Annotated in this window: 28 protein-coding genes and 6 pseudogenes; 7 read left to right on the top strand and 27 right to left on the bottom strand. The window is 36.5% G+C overall.

Annotated elements, in window-relative coordinates:
• Positions 1 to 116: 116 nt before the first annotated feature.
• Complete coding sequence (locus AC5LXI_RS05355; RefSeq protein WP_493443848.1) at positions 117 to 410, bottom strand: hypothetical protein; 294 nt, start codon at positions 408 to 410, stop codon at positions 117 to 119.
• Positions 411 to 753: 343 nt separating this feature from the next.
• Between AC5LXI_RS05355 and AC5LXI_RS05350 the strand changes: the two are divergent.
• A pseudogene (locus AC5LXI_RS05350) lies at positions 754 to 858 on the top strand (SymE family type I addiction module toxin); the annotation flags it as partial.
• A 207-nt stretch (positions 859 to 1065) separates the two neighbouring features.
• Here AC5LXI_RS05350 and AC5LXI_RS05345 read toward each other — a convergent pair.
• The 8 genes from AC5LXI_RS05345 to AC5LXI_RS05310 form a co-directional block, all read right to left on the bottom strand.
• Entirely contained in the window at positions 1066 to 1674 is a 609-nt protein-coding gene (locus tag AC5LXI_RS05345; protein ID WP_493443847.1) for a hypothetical protein, read from the bottom strand.
• Between the two features lie 70 nt (positions 1675 to 1744).
• Positions 1745 to 2077: a hypothetical protein gene (locus tag AC5LXI_RS05340; protein ID WP_493443846.1), complete on the bottom strand. Its 333-nt coding sequence runs from the start codon at positions 2075 to 2077 to the stop codon at positions 1745 to 1747.
• Between the two features lie 10 nt (positions 2078 to 2087).
• The gene (locus tag AC5LXI_RS05335; protein ID WP_493443845.1) at positions 2088 to 2324 is read right to left on the bottom strand and encodes a hypothetical protein; all 237 of its coding nucleotides are present in this window, start codon (positions 2322 to 2324) and stop codon (positions 2088 to 2090) included.
• Positions 2325 to 2458: 134 nt separating this feature from the next.
• On the bottom strand, positions 2459 to 2875 hold the full coding sequence (locus AC5LXI_RS05330) for a hypothetical protein (protein ID WP_493443844.1): 417 nt from the start codon (positions 2873 to 2875) through the stop codon (positions 2459 to 2461).
• A gap of 177 nt (positions 2876 to 3052) precedes the next feature.
• A complete protein-coding gene (locus tag AC5LXI_RS05325; protein WP_493443843.1) occupies positions 3053 to 3298 on the bottom strand; it encodes an EndoU domain-containing protein in 246 nt (81 codons plus the stop codon).
• Between the two features lie 39 nt (positions 3299 to 3337).
• Positions 3338 to 3574: a hypothetical protein gene (locus AC5LXI_RS05320; RefSeq protein ID WP_493443842.1), complete on the bottom strand. Its 237-nt coding sequence runs from the start codon at positions 3572 to 3574 to the stop codon at positions 3338 to 3340.
• An 896-nt stretch (positions 3575 to 4470) separates the two neighbouring features.
• The gene (locus AC5LXI_RS05315; protein WP_493443841.1) at positions 4471 to 4839 is read right to left on the bottom strand and encodes a hypothetical protein; all 369 of its coding nucleotides are present in this window, start codon (positions 4837 to 4839) and stop codon (positions 4471 to 4473) included.
• 228 nt (positions 4840 to 5067) lie between these two features.
• Entirely contained in the window at positions 5068 to 5559 is a 492-nt protein-coding gene (locus tag AC5LXI_RS05310) for a hypothetical protein (RefSeq protein WP_493443840.1), read from the bottom strand.
• A gap of 546 nt (positions 5560 to 6105) precedes the next feature.
• On the opposite strand from AC5LXI_RS05310, the pseudogene AC5LXI_RS05305 reads away from it, so the two are divergent.
• A pseudogene (locus tag AC5LXI_RS05305) lies at positions 6106 to 6240 on the top strand (SymE family type I addiction module toxin); the annotation flags it as partial.
• A gap of 107 nt (positions 6241 to 6347) precedes the next feature.
• Here the strand turns inward: AC5LXI_RS05305 and AC5LXI_RS05300 are convergent.
• The 5 genes from AC5LXI_RS05300 to AC5LXI_RS05280 form a co-directional block, all read right to left on the bottom strand.
• On the bottom strand, positions 6348 to 6764 hold the full coding sequence (locus tag AC5LXI_RS05300; RefSeq protein WP_078474261.1) for an SMI1/KNR4 family protein: 417 nt from the start codon (positions 6762 to 6764) through the stop codon (positions 6348 to 6350).
• A 46-nt stretch (positions 6765 to 6810) separates the two neighbouring features.
• Positions 6811 to 7206, bottom strand: a complete 396-nt coding sequence (locus tag AC5LXI_RS05295) for an HNH/ENDO VII family nuclease (protein WP_493443839.1) — start codon at positions 7204 to 7206, stop codon at positions 6811 to 6813.
• Positions 7207 to 7599: 393 nt separating this feature from the next.
• Complete coding sequence (gene cdiI / locus AC5LXI_RS05290) at positions 7600 to 7980, bottom strand: ribonuclease toxin immunity protein CdiI (protein WP_493443838.1); 381 nt, start codon at positions 7978 to 7980, stop codon at positions 7600 to 7602.
• Complete coding sequence (locus tag AC5LXI_RS05285; protein ID WP_493443837.1) at positions 7977 to 8144, bottom strand: hypothetical protein; 168 nt, start codon at positions 8142 to 8144, stop codon at positions 7977 to 7979. The genes cdiI and AC5LXI_RS05285 overlap by 4 nt, the downstream gene beginning before the upstream one ends.
• A 53-nt stretch (positions 8145 to 8197) precedes the next feature.
• A complete protein-coding gene (locus AC5LXI_RS05280; protein WP_493443836.1) occupies positions 8198 to 8461 on the bottom strand; it encodes a hypothetical protein in 264 nt (87 codons plus the stop codon).
• Positions 8462 to 8515: 54 nt separating this feature from the next.
• Here AC5LXI_RS05280 and AC5LXI_RS05275 point away from each other — a divergent pair, with 54 nt between their 5' ends.
• Positions 8516 to 8752, top strand: a complete 237-nt coding sequence (locus AC5LXI_RS05275) for a SymE family type I addiction module toxin (RefSeq protein ID WP_493443835.1) — start codon at positions 8516 to 8518, stop codon at positions 8750 to 8752.
• A 43-nt stretch (positions 8753 to 8795) separates the two neighbouring features.
• Here AC5LXI_RS05275 and AC5LXI_RS05270 read toward each other — a convergent pair whose 3' ends face one another.
• The 3 genes and pseudogenes from AC5LXI_RS05270 to AC5LXI_RS05260 all read right to left on the bottom strand — a co-directional run bounded on the left by AC5LXI_RS05270 (position 8796) and on the right by AC5LXI_RS05260 (position 10525).
• The gene (locus AC5LXI_RS05270; protein ID WP_493443834.1) at positions 8796 to 9278 is read right to left on the bottom strand and encodes an immunity protein RhsI2 family protein; all 483 of its coding nucleotides are present in this window, start codon (positions 9276 to 9278) and stop codon (positions 8796 to 8798) included.
• Positions 9279 to 9290: 12 nt separating this feature from the next.
• A pseudogene (locus tag AC5LXI_RS05265) lies at positions 9291 to 9631 on the bottom strand (hypothetical protein).
• Positions 9632 to 9964: 333 nt separating this feature from the next.
• On the bottom strand, positions 9965 to 10525 hold the full coding sequence (locus tag AC5LXI_RS05260) for a hypothetical protein (RefSeq protein ID WP_493443833.1): 561 nt from the start codon (positions 10523 to 10525) through the stop codon (positions 9965 to 9967).
• A 208-nt stretch (positions 10526 to 10733) separates the two neighbouring features.
• Here AC5LXI_RS05260 and AC5LXI_RS05255 point away from each other — a divergent pair, with 208 nt between their 5' ends.
• Positions 10734 to 10970, top strand: a complete 237-nt coding sequence (locus AC5LXI_RS05255; RefSeq protein ID WP_493443832.1) for a SymE family type I addiction module toxin — start codon at positions 10734 to 10736, stop codon at positions 10968 to 10970.
• A gap of 47 nt (positions 10971 to 11017) precedes the next feature.
• Here AC5LXI_RS05255 and AC5LXI_RS05250 read toward each other — a convergent pair whose 3' ends face one another.
• The 8 genes and pseudogenes from AC5LXI_RS05250 to AC5LXI_RS05215 form a co-directional block, all read right to left on the bottom strand.
• On the bottom strand, positions 11018 to 11326 hold the full coding sequence (locus tag AC5LXI_RS05250; protein WP_493443831.1) for a DUF596 domain-containing protein: 309 nt from the start codon (positions 11324 to 11326) through the stop codon (positions 11018 to 11020).
• 53 nt (positions 11327 to 11379) lie between these two features.
• Complete coding sequence (locus AC5LXI_RS05245; protein WP_493443830.1) at positions 11380 to 11892, bottom strand: hypothetical protein; 513 nt, start codon at positions 11890 to 11892, stop codon at positions 11380 to 11382.
• 53 nt (positions 11893 to 11945) lie between these two features.
• Positions 11946 to 12167 carry an Imm31 family immunity protein gene (locus tag AC5LXI_RS05240; RefSeq protein ID WP_493443829.1) on the bottom strand — a complete coding sequence of 74 codons (222 nt, stop codon included), beginning with the start codon at positions 12165 to 12167 and terminating at the stop codon, positions 11946 to 11948.
• 11 nt (positions 12168 to 12178) lie between these two features.
• A pseudogene (locus tag AC5LXI_RS05235) lies at positions 12179 to 12250 on the bottom strand (polymorphic toxin type 17 domain-containing protein); the annotation flags it as partial.
• 97 nt (positions 12251 to 12347) lie between these two features.
• Positions 12348 to 12470: pseudogene (locus AC5LXI_RS05230) on the bottom strand (DUF6531 domain-containing protein); the annotation flags it as partial.
• Between the two features lie 191 nt (positions 12471 to 12661).
• Positions 12662 to 12976: a hypothetical protein gene (locus AC5LXI_RS05225; RefSeq protein ID WP_493443828.1), complete on the bottom strand. Its 315-nt coding sequence runs from the start codon at positions 12974 to 12976 to the stop codon at positions 12662 to 12664.
• A gap of 311 nt (positions 12977 to 13287) precedes the next feature.
• A complete protein-coding gene (locus AC5LXI_RS05220) occupies positions 13288 to 13539 on the bottom strand; it encodes a MafI family immunity protein (RefSeq protein WP_493443827.1) in 252 nt (83 codons plus the stop codon).
• 471 nt (positions 13540 to 14010) lie between these two features.
• On the bottom strand, positions 14011 to 14394 hold the full coding sequence (locus AC5LXI_RS05215; RefSeq protein ID WP_493444259.1) for a DUF6717 family protein: 384 nt from the start codon (positions 14392 to 14394) through the stop codon (positions 14011 to 14013).
• Between the two features lie 14 nt (positions 14395 to 14408).
• On the opposite strand from AC5LXI_RS05215, the gene AC5LXI_RS05210 reads away from it, so the two are divergent.
• Together AC5LXI_RS05210 and AC5LXI_RS05205 are read left to right on the top strand one after the other, a co-directional pair.
• Positions 14409 to 14600, top strand: a complete 192-nt coding sequence (locus AC5LXI_RS05210) for a hypothetical protein (RefSeq protein WP_493443826.1) — start codon at positions 14409 to 14411, stop codon at positions 14598 to 14600.
• A 74-nt stretch (positions 14601 to 14674) separates the two neighbouring features.
• Complete coding sequence (locus AC5LXI_RS05205; RefSeq protein WP_493443825.1) at positions 14675 to 14911, top strand: SymE family type I addiction module toxin; 237 nt, start codon at positions 14675 to 14677, stop codon at positions 14909 to 14911.
• A gap of 44 nt (positions 14912 to 14955) precedes the next feature.
• On the opposite strand, the gene AC5LXI_RS05200 is transcribed toward AC5LXI_RS05205, so the two are convergent.
• Complete coding sequence (locus AC5LXI_RS05200) at positions 14956 to 15360, bottom strand: Imm7 family immunity protein (protein ID WP_110444308.1); 405 nt, start codon at positions 15358 to 15360, stop codon at positions 14956 to 14958.
• 12 nt (positions 15361 to 15372) lie between these two features.
• Positions 15373 to 15543: pseudogene (locus AC5LXI_RS05195) on the bottom strand (restriction endonuclease fold toxin); the annotation flags it as partial.
• A gap of 29 nt (positions 15544 to 15572) precedes the next feature.
• On the opposite strand from AC5LXI_RS05195, the gene AC5LXI_RS05190 reads away from it, so the two are divergent.
• A complete protein-coding gene (locus AC5LXI_RS05190) occupies positions 15573 to 15788 on the top strand; it encodes a SymE family type I addiction module toxin (RefSeq protein WP_493443824.1) in 216 nt (71 codons plus the stop codon).
• The last annotated feature ends 1 nt before the right edge of the window (position 15789 follow it).

Raw genomic sequence — 15789 nt, 5'->3', positions numbered from 1 at the left:
CTCTAGGGCTATCTGATCAAATTAGCAGCTTTAACAAAATTATCTTTAATTGCATCCCATGCTTGGCCGTTAATGATCGCATTTACGGCGTTTGCCACGGTTTGATCTGCTTTTCTTTAGTCGTTCAATGCGGTATCACAATAATCAACTCCCACCGCGCAGCTACTCAATGCAAGAACACCATCAAGAACAGTATCTGCCGCAACTTCACCGACCACTCCACCAGCTCCACCAGATAATGCTGAGTTGCCTTGTAGCTCAGCAACTACCGCACCAAGTATTGCATGAGCAATTAAGTTGCCGGCAATATCATCGGTTTTCCATTTACCATCTTCACCCATATGCCCGGTGTGCAGTTTTATCTGCTCAGCTAGCCATGGTGCACTGGCACCAGCTAGGCCGCCGGTCATATCGCCGGTGATAATGCCGGTAATAATTGATACGGTTGAGTCAAGTCATTGCCCATTTTGCCATCTTGGGAGTCTTTCCCGGCATCTTTATGAATAGTGCGTTCGAGCTCTTTAACCTGCTCTCCTAACTCTTTTAAGCTAGTGACAATGTTTAATCTGGTCTGCTCATCCTCTTTATTAAAGATTGGTTTGAGTTTGCTATGGGCATTTTCGGTATCATGACTGAGTTCATTAATATCTTGTGTTTGTTTATCTTGGTCACGAATGATTAACTCACCGTCACTGATTGCCGCGTGGGTAATATTCGAGAGGTCATAAATGGGGGGATAGCTTCAACGGCGCGCAAGTCAACCCCAGACCACAACTGACCATTAAAGGATTCTGGCTGGAAGCCTTCGGCTTTACTACCGGTCAGCCAGTCATCATCGATACGCAGCTGGGTTGTTGATTATCAGGGGTGAGATATTGGTATAGACGCCAAAGTAAGATCCCCACGGGTTAGGTGGCGATTTTTACATATTGCGATTAATCGTGCTCATAGCGTTCATCTTGAATAATATAAGGCTCTGCTATTTTGCCCCATACAACCTAAGCCATCTTCTGTTATCCTATAGATAAGTTTCCTGATGGAAAGGCTGAAAATAAGTTAGTTCATTTATAAAAAGGGATTTATAGCATTCATTCTTTCCACATCTTCTTTTAATACTATTTTTGCTCTATCACTCAGTCCCCCTGAATTTTTCTCTGCAAAATGTTTAAGTAATAAAAATGTTTCCTTGGTAATATAACCCTTGAACGCATGACCAACCAACATTCCTAAGGCTTCAATTAAAGATTCTGTAGGTTTTAATTTTAATTCTTTAACTAGTTCTGCCTCTACTTTTTCAGGGGAAATTTTATATAAAGCAATACAGGCGGCATAAATATAATCTATTGCATCAATTTCATCACTACTTTCAATATGCGAATATTTTATTACATTAAGTAAACCAGAAATAATTAATTGCTTTTCTTCAGATGAAAAATCTCTATTTTTATATGCTTTCCATTCAGTGAAATTAAACGCTGTACATCTTAAAAAATAAAATGATGCACATAGTCCTACTAATATGCTGCCAATATCTTCTCTTTCAGGACATATGGTAAAAATTTGCCCCAAGGACAAATTTGGTATGTCCTCTATAGAATGGAGAATTAAATCAACTTCAGTAATTGCTCCTGGTTTTGAAAGATCTATTTTTTTTAATTTATTATTAATAATCAATGGAGAACCTCGTTAGTAGATATGGTTTTAATATTTATATTTGATAAGTGTAATTCTATTACATTTAAATTTAAAAATAAAAAAATAGACCTGTTTTATACTTTATTGCATTATCAACTTGAGTTAATAATTGAATCAACGCTTCGCTATTATTTGATACTATTGAATTTTGAATAATACTTTTAGCCTTTATAAGCTTATCAAGATCGATTATCTTTTCATCTTCATAATCATCAATGTTTATATCTAATTCATTATTAAGTTGATTAATAACATTACTCTCTAACAGATTTGTATAATTATCTTCATCAAGAACTAACTCAATCAAATCACCATCCACACAATTATCTAAATCTAGGCGTTCCATTGCACTTTTATTTACTGGAACGGATATATATTTCATACTATTTATTCTAAGACAATATTTTCGCACTTTCATTCTCTCTGACTAATGATCGTATATTGTTAGCTGAAGCATTAGGCGGTAGTTTAGTCGTCTGGCAAGTCAAAGAACCACTCGCCCCCTTACCAACTAAAAACCACTTCACGCAAAGCACAAAGCTGTGAATCCTACGAACGTTATTATACCGCAGGGCATTAATGCCACCCCAAACCCCTAACTGACGATTAAAGGCAGTTGACTTAAACAACTCGACTTCTACACCGGGCTGCTAGTTATCGTAAAAGTGGAGCAGAATAAACTGATTATTGAGCTGGCTGTTGCGGATTTTGTGAAACAAAAAGGATCCCAGTTTTTACGCGGTGATCTTTTAATTAGCCATGTTTAATTAATTTTTACAATGAGCCCTTCTAAAATACGTTTTACTGGTGGGCTGGCTTTTCTTAATAAATTTTCTATTTTTGATAATAACCAATCTTTCTTTAAATTATCCAAACTTGATAAATTTAAAAACCTTAATGAATCAACACAAGTAATAAATAAATCGTCATCATCTGTATTAATAAGATCTAAAATTATTTCTAATTCATAAGGGTTATGCAAATCATCTAAACATTCTACAAGTCTCTTTTGCCAAAAAACAGACTTAGAATTTAATTGTTTTAATAATAAATCCCAGTCGTTATTATCAAATTGTTTAAGTATTTCAGTGGACTCTAAAATAGCACAATCATACCAATAATCACCTGGTTCACTTTCATAGCTAAAATCAGATATACAACTATCAAATTTGTTATACATATTTTATCTCGTTCATTTTATAGAACTAAAACCTGGCGTTGGTTTTCCTTCAACAGGATAACCGTCCGTGATATTATTACCACTTTTAATCACATCGATTTCCACCCTATTAGCTGTTTCTCGATGAAGAGTCTCTCCAGTTGAAGGTCTTACACCAATAGGTTTAGTATTCCCAATTTAATTAATAGAATCGATTATACTTTTATCTGACCAATTATCAGGGAATAGAGTACTTGTTTTTATTTTTGACAAATTTCCATCTTCAAATTGTGTTATATATTTTACAGTTCTAGTCCCATCAGGATTTACCTTTATTGTTTCTACTGCATATTTAAGATTAGCATCATTTATAGTTGGAGAATGCCCTCCAATAATTTTATTTGAACCATCAATTCTTTGCCCTGCTAAAATTTTGCTTTCCATTTCTGAAGTCAGTTTCGATACAGAGTTCGTCGTCCCTTTTCAAGCATTCGAACTATTGGCTTGTCTAATTACGGTTGTTTCAACTTCAGTGTCATGACTTACTGCTTGATTCATTAGCTGATTACCCTTAGTTATATCTCCTGCTTTATAAGCGTTTTCAGCTTCTTTTATTAATGATAGACCACTTTTTGTCTCTACTTTTATTATGTTACCACCAATTTTGATATATTTAAAAATGGGTAGGATCCCCACACATGCAATCGCATAGCCCTCCAATTATCTGCATCTCTAAAGGCAATATAATCTCCTTACGGCGTTACCAAAATAGTAAGATCTTCTGGAAAACGTTTAAAATCCTCTCTTTTTATGAATGGTACGTTCGAGCTCTTTTACCTGTTCGCCTAACTCTTTTAAGCTAGTAACAATGTTTTATCTGGTCTGTTCATCCTCGTTATTCAAGATAGAAAACTTGATGACTTCCTTCTAAACTATTATAGAGATCAACCGCCTCTTGCCCCTCGGCAATAAACTCTACATCTATCGGAGCAGGTGGATTATTAGGATCTCCATAGTTCCCTTCTAAAAAGGCTTTATATTGTTCCAGAATATATAAAAGCTGTTCTCTAGTAACGCACTTTTTATTTCCATTTCAGTTTTATACCTAAGTTAGATGATAAAGTTAATAAAGATAATTTTTATATTACCTAAATTTTAATTCTCTATTCTTAAGACCCTTCACTAGCCCCATCATTTGAGGATTCCCTTTTATATCAAAAGTCTAACGTGCCCCACATTTTGTCCACTAATTTAGTTTATTGAGGTTTATTTGTAAAAATAATTGAGGAGTCTATACCATCTTATTGAAATTAGGATATAAATGAACTGGTCATAGTTTGCGAGAATTATGCATATAAGAGTTAACTATGACTAAGGCACATTCTACACTAAAAATTACCGTTACTAAAATCCGAACGGTAAAACCACCGCTGAAGCACTGCATAACGGTCGGTTAAAGGTCGCTGACGGGTAAATATTGGCTTTATCATCGGTCAGCCCGTCATCATTGATGCGCAGCCGGGGGAATTGATTATTAGGATTGAGGAGCTGAGCTAAGAAGTAAAACAAGATCACCGCGAGTTAAGGCGGGGATTGCTATACCTAGGATATTATATTTAAGTGTGATTGATATATAGAACAACAGGTTTTGCCGGTACGGTAATTTCCCATTCCATGATGAGTAATATTGCCATAGCCATCTCTCTCATATTCTGCCACTCAGTACATTGACAAAGCGCATCGTTGTTCCAGTATTGGATGTTAGGTGCTCCACTTATAGATAACATATAATCATCTAACTGTTTAATTGCCAATTTTTGCTTAGACGTGAAAGAAGATGCGACCAAAGGATCGTTTAATTCATCTAAAGCCATTTCCCACTCAACAGCCAGCTCGTCCGCAACGTTCACAAAATCAGGAAATAAACTTTTCTGTACTTCGCAAGGCTGCGCTATCGCCTGAGTTATCCATTTAATCTTATTCATTTTCTACCCCTTTGGTTTATTAATAATTGTCGCTTTCTCTCCTGCACTTGGCTTGTATGTATTTGAATCGACAACCTTTACAGTATCTTGTGTTGTAGTTGATACTTTATAATAACTACCTTTGAGTTTTTACCGGCATCTTTATGAATAGTGCGCTCGAGCTCTTTAACCTGCTCTCCTAACTCTTTTAAGCTAGTGACAATGTTTTATCTGGTCTGCTCATCCTCGTTATTCAAGATAGAAAACTTGATGACTTCCTTCTAAACTATTATAGAGATCAACCGCCTCTTGCCCCTCAGCAATAAACTCTACATCTATCGGAGCGGGTGGATTATTAGGATCTTCATAGTTCCCTTCTAAAAAGGCTTTATATTGTTCCAAAATATATAAAAGCTGTTCCCTAGTAAGTATCACCTGTTGCTCTTCAACATATTCAGTACCAATAAATACATAATCGCCGGTAATTAATACCCAATGAGCATTACCAACACCAAACATGCCATCTGGTGCTCGACTATTCGCTAAATCGGTTAGATTATTAATCCAGATATTGACTGAGTTAACTGAGTATTGGATTTCATCAAATAGAAAACATGCAATCTCACATACACCGTAACCTTGTTTAGGTGTATATCGAATATTTTCCTCAGGCAACATTCCTGATGGACAGAATCCATCATAAAAATCTATCCAATATAAATATATTTTTCTATTTTTCATACATTATTTACCTTTATTATAAATTGGCCACGCAGTTGCGCCAGTACCATTAGGTTTTTTGTAATATCCTTCCATTGTTACTCCACTTGAAGACTTTCCTATCCACATTTCTTCATTATTAGGATCTGGTTTTGAATTTTCAAAAGCACTTTTTATTTCCTTTTCAGTTTTATACCTAAGTTAGATGATAAAGTTAATAAAGATAATTTTTATATTACCTAAATTTTAATTCTCTATTCTTAAGACCCTTCACTAGCCTCATCATTTGAGGATTCCCTTTTATATCAAAAGTCTAACGTGCCCCACGTTTTGTCCACTAATTTAGTTTATTGAGGTTTATTTGTAAAAATAATTGAGGAGTCTATACCATCTTATTGAAATTAGGATATAAATGAACTGGTCATAGTTTGCGAGAATTATGCATATAAGAGTTAACTATGACTAAGGCACATTCTACCCTAAAAATCACCGTTACTAAAATCCAAACGGTAAAACCACCACTGAAGCACTGCATAACGGTCGGTTAGAGCTCCAACGGAGGCAATTCACCCCAGACCGCAACTGACCATTAAAGGCCGCTGGCTGGAAGCCTTTGGCTTTACTACCGGTCAGCCCATCATCATTGATGCGCAGCAGGGGCTGTTGATTATCACAGGATTGAGGGGCAAGACTAGAAAGTGAAAATAAGATCACAGTTCAAAATTGGGATCTTAGGTTTTCAAAATTGATCAACCTGTCAGAATAAAAAATTCCAGACTTCATATTTATTTTGGGCTTGTTTGCGATATTTAATTTTCATTAATCCATACTTGTTCAACCCAATCTGAAAGATCTTCCCAAGTATCATTACTATAGCCATCTAACGTCCAATATCGTACTGTATCATTTGGTGTTAAACAATAATAACTTCCATTATCTTCACATATTGGTAACCAGTCTTCTGGTAGACCTTGCTCCCTAGCTTCATTAAGCACTGTCGATAATTCAGATGGATATTTTTTATCTCTTGTTACTAGTAATAATTCTATTGTACCGTAGAAAATATTGCTGGCTTCTTTGAGAAGCTTTCTATATTCAGTTGAAAAGCTGAAATTAATATTTTTTTCATAATCATCAAGCAAGTTATCATCAGGAAGAGGGACATTTATTACCTCTCCATTTGATAACTCTTTTAACTGATTAATAACTTTATCCAATTTATTCATTAGTATCCTCTCTTATTTAAAGTCATTAGCTCTAGCTTTCCAATAATCAGCGCCATTTATTAAACTGGTTTCTGTTTATTCCTGATGGAATGGAGTTATCATTAACATGTATAACACTATGATTATCTTTATGGAAAGTCTGAGTCACTTCAGCAATCGGACCACTTTGTTTTTGAGTCATATGATGTAAATTAACCGATTTACCATCATGACTAATTGGAGCTCTTCCTTGTTCCATAAGCTGTAGATTCGTTTTTCCTGATTTAGGATTAATATACTTCGGATCAAATAAATCATTACGTTGATACACTTTCTTGCCACTAAATTGGACTGGCTCATTAGCCCAATATTGGCGTTGTTGTCCAAAATATTTTGCTGCATCAGCTTGGGTCGCAGCATCTGCTTTGATTACTTGGCTTGTCGTCCCCTTTCCGACATTCAATTTGCTGAAAAACGGTTAAGCCTACCTATGCGGTGATACTGTGGTTACTTTGCTTATGGTCGATGAACTGGGATAGAGCTATGCTGCGGTAAACAATATGACAACTGGCACCCACACCCTTTATGTTGCCACCCACCGAGGTTAAGGAACCGCCCTCATGGAGCACACCATTATTGGCAGCAAAAATATCACTGCCCCCCAGTATGAGCGTTTTCAGATAGTTTAATTCGTAGTAGGTTATTAATATATTCACTACAGGAGCTTTTGTTACGCACATAAGGCTTATCAAAAGGGTAACTAATGTTAGCAATATCATATGATTTCCTTATGTTTTCAGAATCGTTCTGATTGAGTTGAACTCCCAACTTTTAGGCTGGGAGTTGGCTTCATTGCTTACGAATAACGTTCTCTTAGCCTCGACATATAATGTTCTACTGTTGCTTTATCCTTGGGATATGCTTCAACATAACTATCTGAAATCACTTGCATGAGTTTGATGAAGTGCTGAGGGGTAATTGTAGAACTCTCATATTCCCCAAGAAAAAAAATAACTTCTACAAATTCGCTAGGATCATCCCAATCTTTATCTAATGAATAGCCTGTTCCTTCTGAAGGAGAAAAACCATCTCCTTCACTAGCCATTTTTACGAATGAAATATAACTCATTTTATCATTCGATAAAGTTGAATAAATTATATCATATAAGTCTCTTCCTTCATTTTGATATAAGTAATCTTGATTTTGTATCAACCAACTTAATTGTTCATCCTTCATTTTGTACCTCTTGGTGGCATAGTAAGAAATGCATTATTAATTTTACCTGTTTTAGCATCTCGAGTTACTTGGAACCAGTAACCATCAACTTTGACAGAATACTGCCTATTATTTGGATTCTGTTTAAAATAGCTTTCTGCTTGCTGGGCTGCTTTATTTGACATATTTGTAACTTTTGTTTCAGATAATATGTTAATGTCATAAGTTGTTTTCCTTTTTACATTTTTATATCCAGTAACTTTTCCCGAACAACATTATAATCATAACGGCGTTCAATCGGTTTACTTAAGGTTTGATGAAGTTGTAGAGTTTGTTGATGTAATCGTCCGCGCTCGTCAAATTGATGACGACAGGTCAACTCACCAAAACGTCCCATATGGCGACGGATTTCTTGTCCGTGCTCCCATTGATGGCTAGAGAGTGTTTGTCCGTTTAAGTCAATTTGACTGACATTCTCACCTTGATAATGATTGCCCATCATCAATCTCCGATAAACGCCCGAAACCATCCATAACTAACTTACCTAGAGTAAACTATGGCTAAGGCACATTCTAAGCTAAAATCAACCGCAGGCAAAGAGCCTACCCCACCCATTACCGAGCGTTTTTATACCATCGGTTACGTCCCCAGTGGCTTTTGCTACCCCAACCCAAGACCACAGATCACCATTAAAGGGCGCTGGCTTGAGCAGTTCGGCTTTTATGCCGGGCAGGCTGTCGTGGTGAAAATTGAGCGCAACAAGTTAATTATTAAACTTGCGATGCAGCTCTAAAAAGCAATAAAAGATCCCCGTTGGTTAAAGCGGGGATTAATGCTTATTCAACAGGCGCTAATGAAACTGCCATTTCTAGCACTATATCTAAATAGATCTTTTCTCCATTAGCCCCACTTCTTTTCAACTCATCACGAGCATAAATAATATTAACTTTGGCTCCGACTCTAAAAAGCTTTTTATCATCTTCTTTTATATAATTATAAATACCTTCTTCAAATACTGATCCATCATCTAATAATAAACTGAAGCTGTTATCTATCAATGATGGATCTTGTCCCGCGATATAGGTTCTAGTTATAATTCCTGAAATAAATAGTAAAGGCATTTTATTTTTCTCAATACTATTCCACCATTCTTGGGAGCCAAAAAGACCATTAGTACCTTTAAGACCCATATTAGGTCTTGAATGATCCAGTGTGAGAGCTTGAGTTAAAGTGATCTGTTCTGGATTAGCTTGTAACTCTTCAGAAAGAAGATATACCAATTTCATAGGCACTTTTGTATTTTCTAACTTTAATAGCATAATTCTTTCCTTTTATTGCACTTTTTCAAAATGGACAATATTTTTATTAAAAATTTCCATTCCTTTACCTTGCCCAAGTTGGGTCGTCATTTGCCACCTTCAACTTTAAAACGGGTATTGGTATCCATACATTTTCCTGTTTGAGTTGACATACTCGGCAGTTGTTTTGCTGCAGCTTCATTCGCTGCAATCCCTATTTTTTCAAGCTCGGAGAATGTATCAGGTTTAACTATAATTTTTACTGTTATACCATCATATTTTGACGAGTAGTTTAGAACTGGCGAAACTGAGGTTTCTGTCGTTGCTGGCATAATACCTGTTCTTTCAAATTGCTTAAATTGCTCAGGAGACATAGTCCGATAAACAATCTCATTTCCGTGAACATCATATTGCTGTACTGGATTTAACGGATTTTTAGATTGAGTTGCAGGCACTCCAATCGCTTCTCTTCCCGCTTGTGTCGCACCTGTAGTCCCCTTTCCAGTTTCCGTTCCCGGGCAAACTTCATCCAACCCCAATGGGTCTATCCGAAAAATTGGATTAGCTACGTAACTATAGGCATTTTCACCCCCGCTAAACCAACAGGGTCTTGACTAATGTACCGTGCACAGTGTGGGTTATAGTAATGGTATCGATTATAATATCATTGGGAACGGGAGCGTGTTGGTAATTTTCGATTGTTTTATTTATGATATTGATATTTCAATAGAAAAATCAAACCCCAATAAGTTAGCGTCTTCAACGCGTTGTCTAAATTTATCTGTTACAAAGACAAAGCCGATATCTTCTTCAATCGAGAATAAATACGCATCGGTAATATTTTGGGCAATTAAAAATAGTTTTCTGATTATTAAACCATTTGGCCATTCATCATAGATTGATTTTTCCTTGTCAAAACAACCAGATAACGGGTTGGTAGGATAATAGCCATAGAATTTTTTACGTTTACTCTCCGTGATAACCGGTAATAGTTGCCCGCGCGGCTCTAAAATATCTGCCAGTGCCGTTAATGCCGATTCACTAAACACTAAAAATGGATTTAAAGCACTACTAAAATCAAACCGATAATTCTTCTTACCAAAATCATTTCGTACTAATTCAAGTTTAATGGGCTGATAGTCGTCACCAAATGGTTTCCAGCGTTGATCCATCGCCCTTCCCTTAATGCCTTCCTCTTCTTCTGGACAATCTTGAATAAAGAAGCAACTATCACTGAATGTTGTTTTCAATAAATATATTTTTTTCATAATAATCTTTTATACCCAGTTGAGTTTTGTTTTGCTTGACGAAGACTATTTGTTCTCATCTTCGGCTCTTTAATAACACCTATAAATCCTTGATGCTCCTGCGTAATACGACCACATTTATCATATTGCCACACCAAAGGCCATTACCCATCATCAATCTCCGATAAACGCTCGAAAATATCCATAACTAACTTACCTGGAGTTAACTATGGCTCAGGCACATCCTAAGCTAAAAATTACCATTACTAAAACCAGAACAGTAAAACCACGTCCAAAGCGCAGCTTAACGGTCGATTACAGCACTAATGGCGGGCAACCCAACCCCAGACCACAACTGACCATTAAAGGATTCTGGCTGGAAGCCTTCGGCTTTACTACCGGTCAGCCAGTCATCATCAATGCGCAACAGGGGCTGTTAATTATCAGAATTGAGGGGCAACGCTAGAATGTATTAAAAAAACTCCCCACCATAATCCGGGAAGTTTTTAAAATTTACGTCCAGATCTCCTGACCATCTGGGGGAAACCATACTAATCCGGCGGGACATTTGGCTAGAAACCATAAACCGATATCATCAAGATCATCCAGTTCATCCTCAGAAGGATAAGGAGGCCATGTGTCCTTAATTGATTGGAGTTGTTGTCCTATAGTTCCTTGAAGAAAATGCCCATTTGATGCTAATTTGACATGCTCTTCTTTCATTAATTTTTCTAATATTTTAAAAAAAATATCCTTTCTGATTTCGTAGGGTTCATTCATATCTTTCATGCTAACATCAACGCTTTGCCATATATTACCCAACGAATAACCATAAGAGTATTTTAATACTTCATTATATATTTTTTCATAATTTATCATTGAAATTTCATGTCCACAGAGCGTCCTTTATTTATATCAGGTCGTTGAATATCGATTGTCCACCTGGCCTTATTTTGAGATGCAGAATGAGATGCAGAAGTTGAAAAGTCTCTCAATGTTACGCTGCTACCAGCATTAGGGCCTTCAGTGACCTTGACAGAATATACTGTCCCTTTCCCAGAAATAATTTTTGCTGTTGGCATAGTATCAATACCAGAAAGAAATTTAAAGTAAGTCATAACATAAGTCATAACATCGGTTTCAGATGAACTTTTAAATACAGGCGCTCCTGCACTAACACTTTTATCTTTATCCGTTACTAATGTTTTACCATTTACCGAAATGGTAAAATCTTTAGTGTGAAGATTTTTATTGTTATACAGCGTCGCTAAACTATCCATTTCAGTTTTGGCTAACTGTTGTAGGTTAGTCGTCCCTTTTCCAGCTTCCGTTCCCGGACAGACTTCATTTAACCCTAAAGGGTCTATCCGAGTGATTGGGTTAGCCACGTAACCAGCAATAAATAAGTTCCCCTCTGAATAAGCGGGGATCGTGTGCTAACTCAGTAAAAATCTTCTCGTTTGAATTTTTTACCTGTAGGAATAAGATCTTCTTTATCAAAACAATCTATTATATCTTTATCATGCAATAACACTGCATACCCATACAAAATATCATCTTCCTCACTAACCCCCATAACTACACCTTTCCTCCCAGAATATTGTTTATGCTTGGTAGTAGGAAGAACTTCAACTTCTGAATAAAAATCAATTTTATCTATCATCGTAATCTCAACTATTTATGCGTTATTTTTCCATCTAAAGATACGTTTAAATGTGAACCATCACGACTTGCCCAACCAAGCTGCGATTAACCATACGGTGGCTTCGTCCATATGATTAACCTATGCGGCGATTTCCTTATCCGGCATCGGTAATTGAGTGACAAGGTTTTCATGGTCTGACTAGGTAATGGTATGGTCATTGTCATTAAAAACAAATTGATGTTGCAATGAATGACTCCACCCATAACCAAATACTGAGCTTACTTCCACCGCTGTTGTACGATATTGTCGTTGGAATATAAACGGATAAACGCCTTATCGAGGAGTTAACTATGGCTAGGACACATTCTAAGCTAAAATCAATCACACGCAAAGCACCCACACACCCCATTACTGAGTGGTTTTATACCGTGGGTTACACGCCGAACGGCGTGTTCAGCAACCCCAGACCGCAGCTGACCATTAAGGGGCGTTGGTTTGGGGTGGGGATCTTTTTAATAGAAATCGGGCTCGACTAAACCTTCTGATTTTATGATTTCAAGGAAACGGTTATAGGCATTCTCGTCTCTTTCTATCAGATCATCTAGTAAAGCTTCTTTAATCAAAGCCCAGTGGTGAATACTTTTTGCATTATTTTCAAAATATATAGAGTTAAAACTTATATCAGACTCAATAATCGAAATTTCATTTGACTTATATGCAATCAATCCACCATAACCTCTTGGAAGCCCATAAAAATAAGTTTCATCATCAAACCAATAAATTGAAAAAATATCAATAATTGTTCCATCTTGCTCTTTTATTTTCATTTAATCTTATCCTTTATTGAATTAATTACATCATTAGGATCTGCTGTAACATCAACCACATGCAAAGCGCCCACACAACCCATTACTGAGCAGTTTTACCTCGTGGGTTACACGCCTAATCTGGGCAGCCCCAACCCTAGACTGCAACTGACCATATAAGGAGCGCTGGCTGAAGCAGATAGGCTTTTATGTCAGGCAGGCGGTGGTGATTAAAGTTGAGCGCAATAAATTAATTATTGAACTTGCTATGCAGATCTAGGAACTTATAAAAATAGGATCCCCGATCAGAGTTAGACCGGGGATTTAACAAGTTATTTATTGGGGTTTATATATAAATATCGATTATCTAAATCCAAACCTAATAAATCAACAATATGAAGTACTTTTTGATATTCATCTTCACTAATTTTCACATCAAAATCTGCAATATGATCACATAATGTTTCAAAAGCTAAAACATTTTCTGAATGATTAATGTAATCTAAAGCATAATCTACTAACTCAGGATCTAGCCTATCTTTTATTGAATTACTTAATTCTTTTATATAATAATTAACTAACATAATTATTTGATCCTTTTTTATTTTTTACTTACTTATTGGTTTGTAATTTGGCGGAACAGGTGCACTGTCAGGAAATGCCGTTATTATCTTTCCATTGCTGGCTCATAAGTTAGTCGTCCCCCTTCCCAGCATTACATTTACTGGAAAAAGGTTAAACAATTTCACATGGATTATATTTGGATAATTGAAGTACTTTGCTTGTGAACGATGAATCGGAGTAAATCTATCTTATGGCTGGTATTGTGATTATTTATACCCGAGCGTTTTGTGTTATTGCTCGCAATGATAGACTTATTGCCCTCATAATTCTTATCACCACAGAAAGAGAAAATATTATTACTCGTCTGCATAGGCTCTTTTTGATAGTTTGAGATAAAAGAACTAACCAATTTATTTAATAATGAAATTTTCATCAAGAGAATAATATATATTAAAATGATGATTAATATTAGTAGTATCATATTTTTTCAATTAAATATCTTTAACTTTGATATACAAGTTTTTAGGAGCATCAGTAAAATACTTAAATATAGCAGGACAAAGCCAACCTTCCGTATCAAATTCTTTAGAGTAATACCAATTGCCAGCATTATCAGATCTTTGCCATTCTAAACAAAGATCTGTATCAGGGAAGTAATCTTTAGAAAAGATTAGAATAAATCCATTTTCAGCATTTTTGATTAATTGTTGCTGCTCTACTGTTAAATGAGAGAGATTATTCCCACTCGTCCCCTTTCCAGCTTCCGTTCCCGGACAGACTTCATTCAACCCTAAAGGATCTATCCGAGAGATTGGATTAGCCACGTAACTATAGGCATTTTCACCCCCCACCAAACCAACCGGGTCTTGACTAATGTAACGTGCACAGTGTGGGTCATAGTAACGGTGGCGATTATAATGTAATCACGATTCTTCATCAAAATATTGTCCCGGTAGTCGCAGCGGTTGGGGTACCGTTTGATAATCAATCGCTAAGTTACCATAAGACTTATACACCGCACTCCATACAATCTCCCCCTGAGCGGTTACTTACTCCTGCGGTGTCCCCAGTTGGTCATTAAAGTAGTAGTAAATCTCACCCCCTCGTCCCCGACCATTAATTTGTGCCAACGGACTAAATTCAAAGGGGTTAACTATGGCTAAGGCACATTCTACGCTAAAAACTACCATTACTAAAACCCGAACGGTAAAACCACAGCCAAGGCGCAGCTTAACGGTCGGTTACAGCCCCAACGGCGGGCAACCCAACCCCAGACCGCAACTGACCATAAAGGGGCGCTGGCTGGAAGCCTTCGGCTTTACTACCGGTCAGCCAGTCATCATTGATGCGCAGCAGAGGCTGTTGATTATTAAACTTGAGATGCTGACTTAGGCGTCAAAATAAGATCCCCCACAGGTTAAGTGGGGGGATTAATTCTATTCCTCATCATCCTCAATCACTGGTATACAAGGCGATAAGAACAGATCTTTTTCTTTTTTAATTTCACCTCTAGCTAAGACAAAAACCTCAAATTCATTAAAAGCATATTCCGACTCGTCATTTCTAATATATAGTAGTCCATAAGAACCAACTGCTATCTTAGCTACATACTCATAGAGCCTAAAAATATCAATTAATTCCTGAGAAAAATGATTTCTGCATCCACTAACTAATAACTGAGTTACTCCATTTACCTGATGTAATTTTAAAATCCCTAATGAATCATTTATTTTATATTCATTAATAAATACATGTAATTTTTCGAGTACTAAAGAGAGTGCTTTATCATCACTTTCATATGTGGAATCACTTATAGATATCCAACCGTAATATTCAACCATTTAATTACCTTATTATTTTTTTGGGTTAAGAGGTTTAGTATCAATAACAACTTTTATTCCGTAACGATTACTATATTCATTAAGTTTATTAATTACTGATGTAGCTGGTTGACCTTCAAAATGATAGTAAACAGTGCGGTTAGTTTCTTTAGCTGCTTCAAATGTTGCTTTCATCTGCTTTCTAACGGCAGCGTTTTTATCTGGAGTTAACTATGGCTAAGGCACATTCTACGCTAAAAACTACCAGTACTAAAACCAGAACGATAAAACCACGTCCAAAGCGCAGCTTAACGGTCGGTTACAGCCCCAACGGCGGGCAACCCAACCCCAGACCGCAACTGACCATTAAAGGACGCTGGCTGGAAGCTTTCGGCTTTACTAGGTCAGCCAGTTATCATCGATGCGCAACAGGGATTGTTGATTATTAAA

The sequence above is a fragment of the Gilliamella sp. LMG 34361 genome, assembly GCF_984569075.1.
The sequence above is the reverse complement of the archived record's forward strand: the minus strand, read 5'-3'. Positions and strand labels throughout refer to the sequence as shown.

What these genes read in the sequence shown, in the direction of transcription:
- AC5LXI_RS05355 (WP_493443848.1), bottom strand. Translation starts at nt 410, where the DNA reads ATGACCGGCGGCCTAGCTGGTGCCAGTGCACCATGGCTAGCTGAGCAG.
- AC5LXI_RS05340 (WP_493443846.1), bottom strand. Translation starts at nt 2,077, where the DNA reads ATGAAATATATATCCGTTCCAGTAAATAAAAGTGCAATGGAACGCCTA.
- AC5LXI_RS05330 (WP_493443844.1), bottom strand. Translation starts at nt 2,875, where the DNA reads ATGTATAACAAATTTGATAGTTGTATATCTGATTTTAGCTATGAAAGT.
- AC5LXI_RS05325 (WP_493443843.1), bottom strand. Translation starts at nt 3,298, where the DNA reads ATGGAAAGCAAAATTTTAGCAGGGCAAAGAATTGATGGTTCAAATAAA.
- AC5LXI_RS05315 (WP_493443841.1), bottom strand. Translation starts at nt 4,839, where the DNA reads ATGAATAAGATTAAATGGATAACTCAGGCGATAGCGCAGCCTTGCGAA.
- AC5LXI_RS05310 (WP_493443840.1), bottom strand. Translation starts at nt 5,559, where the DNA reads ATGAAAAATAGAAAAATATATTTATATTGGATAGATTTTTATGATGGA.
- AC5LXI_RS05300 (WP_078474261.1), bottom strand. Translation starts at nt 6,764, where the DNA reads ATGAATAAATTGGATAAAGTTATTAATCAGTTAAAAGAGTTATCAAAT.
- cdiI (WP_493443838.1), bottom strand. Translation starts at nt 7,980, where the DNA reads ATGAAGGATGAACAATTAAGTTGGTTGATACAAAATCAAGATTACTTA.
- AC5LXI_RS05285 (WP_493443837.1), bottom strand. Translation starts at nt 8,144, where the DNA reads ATGTCAAATAAAGCAGCCCAGCAAGCAGAAAGCTATTTTAAACAGAAT.
- AC5LXI_RS05280 (WP_493443836.1), bottom strand. Translation starts at nt 8,461, where the DNA reads ATGATGGGCAATCATTATCAAGGTGAGAATGTCAGTCAAATTGACTTA.
- AC5LXI_RS05275 (WP_493443835.1), top strand. Translation starts at nt 8,516, where the DNA reads ATGGCTAAGGCACATTCTAAGCTAAAATCAACCGCAGGCAAAGAGCCT.
- AC5LXI_RS05270 (WP_493443834.1), bottom strand. Translation starts at nt 9,278, where the DNA reads ATGCTATTAAAGTTAGAAAATACAAAAGTGCCTATGAAATTGGTATAT.
- AC5LXI_RS05260 (WP_493443833.1), bottom strand. Translation starts at nt 10,525, where the DNA reads ATGAAAAAAATATATTTATTGAAAACAACATTCAGTGATAGTTGCTTC.
- AC5LXI_RS05255 (WP_493443832.1), top strand. Translation starts at nt 10,734, where the DNA reads ATGGCTCAGGCACATCCTAAGCTAAAAATTACCATTACTAAAACCAGA.
- AC5LXI_RS05240 (WP_493443829.1), bottom strand. Translation starts at nt 12,167, where the DNA reads ATGATAGATAAAATTGATTTTTATTCAGAAGTTGAAGTTCTTCCTACT.
- AC5LXI_RS05225 (WP_493443828.1), bottom strand. Translation starts at nt 12,976, where the DNA reads ATGAAAATAAAAGAGCAAGATGGAACAATTATTGATATTTTTTCAATT.
- AC5LXI_RS05220 (WP_493443827.1), bottom strand. Translation starts at nt 13,539, where the DNA reads ATGTTAGTTAATTATTATATAAAAGAATTAAGTAATTCAATAAAAGAT.
- AC5LXI_RS05205 (WP_493443825.1), top strand. Translation starts at nt 14,675, where the DNA reads ATGGCTAAGGCACATTCTACGCTAAAAACTACCATTACTAAAACCCGA.
- AC5LXI_RS05200 (WP_110444308.1), bottom strand. Translation starts at nt 15,360, where the DNA reads ATGGTTGAATATTACGGTTGGATATCTATAAGTGATTCCACATATGAA.
- AC5LXI_RS05190 (WP_493443824.1), top strand. Translation starts at nt 15,573, where the DNA reads ATGGCTAAGGCACATTCTACGCTAAAAACTACCAGTACTAAAACCAGA.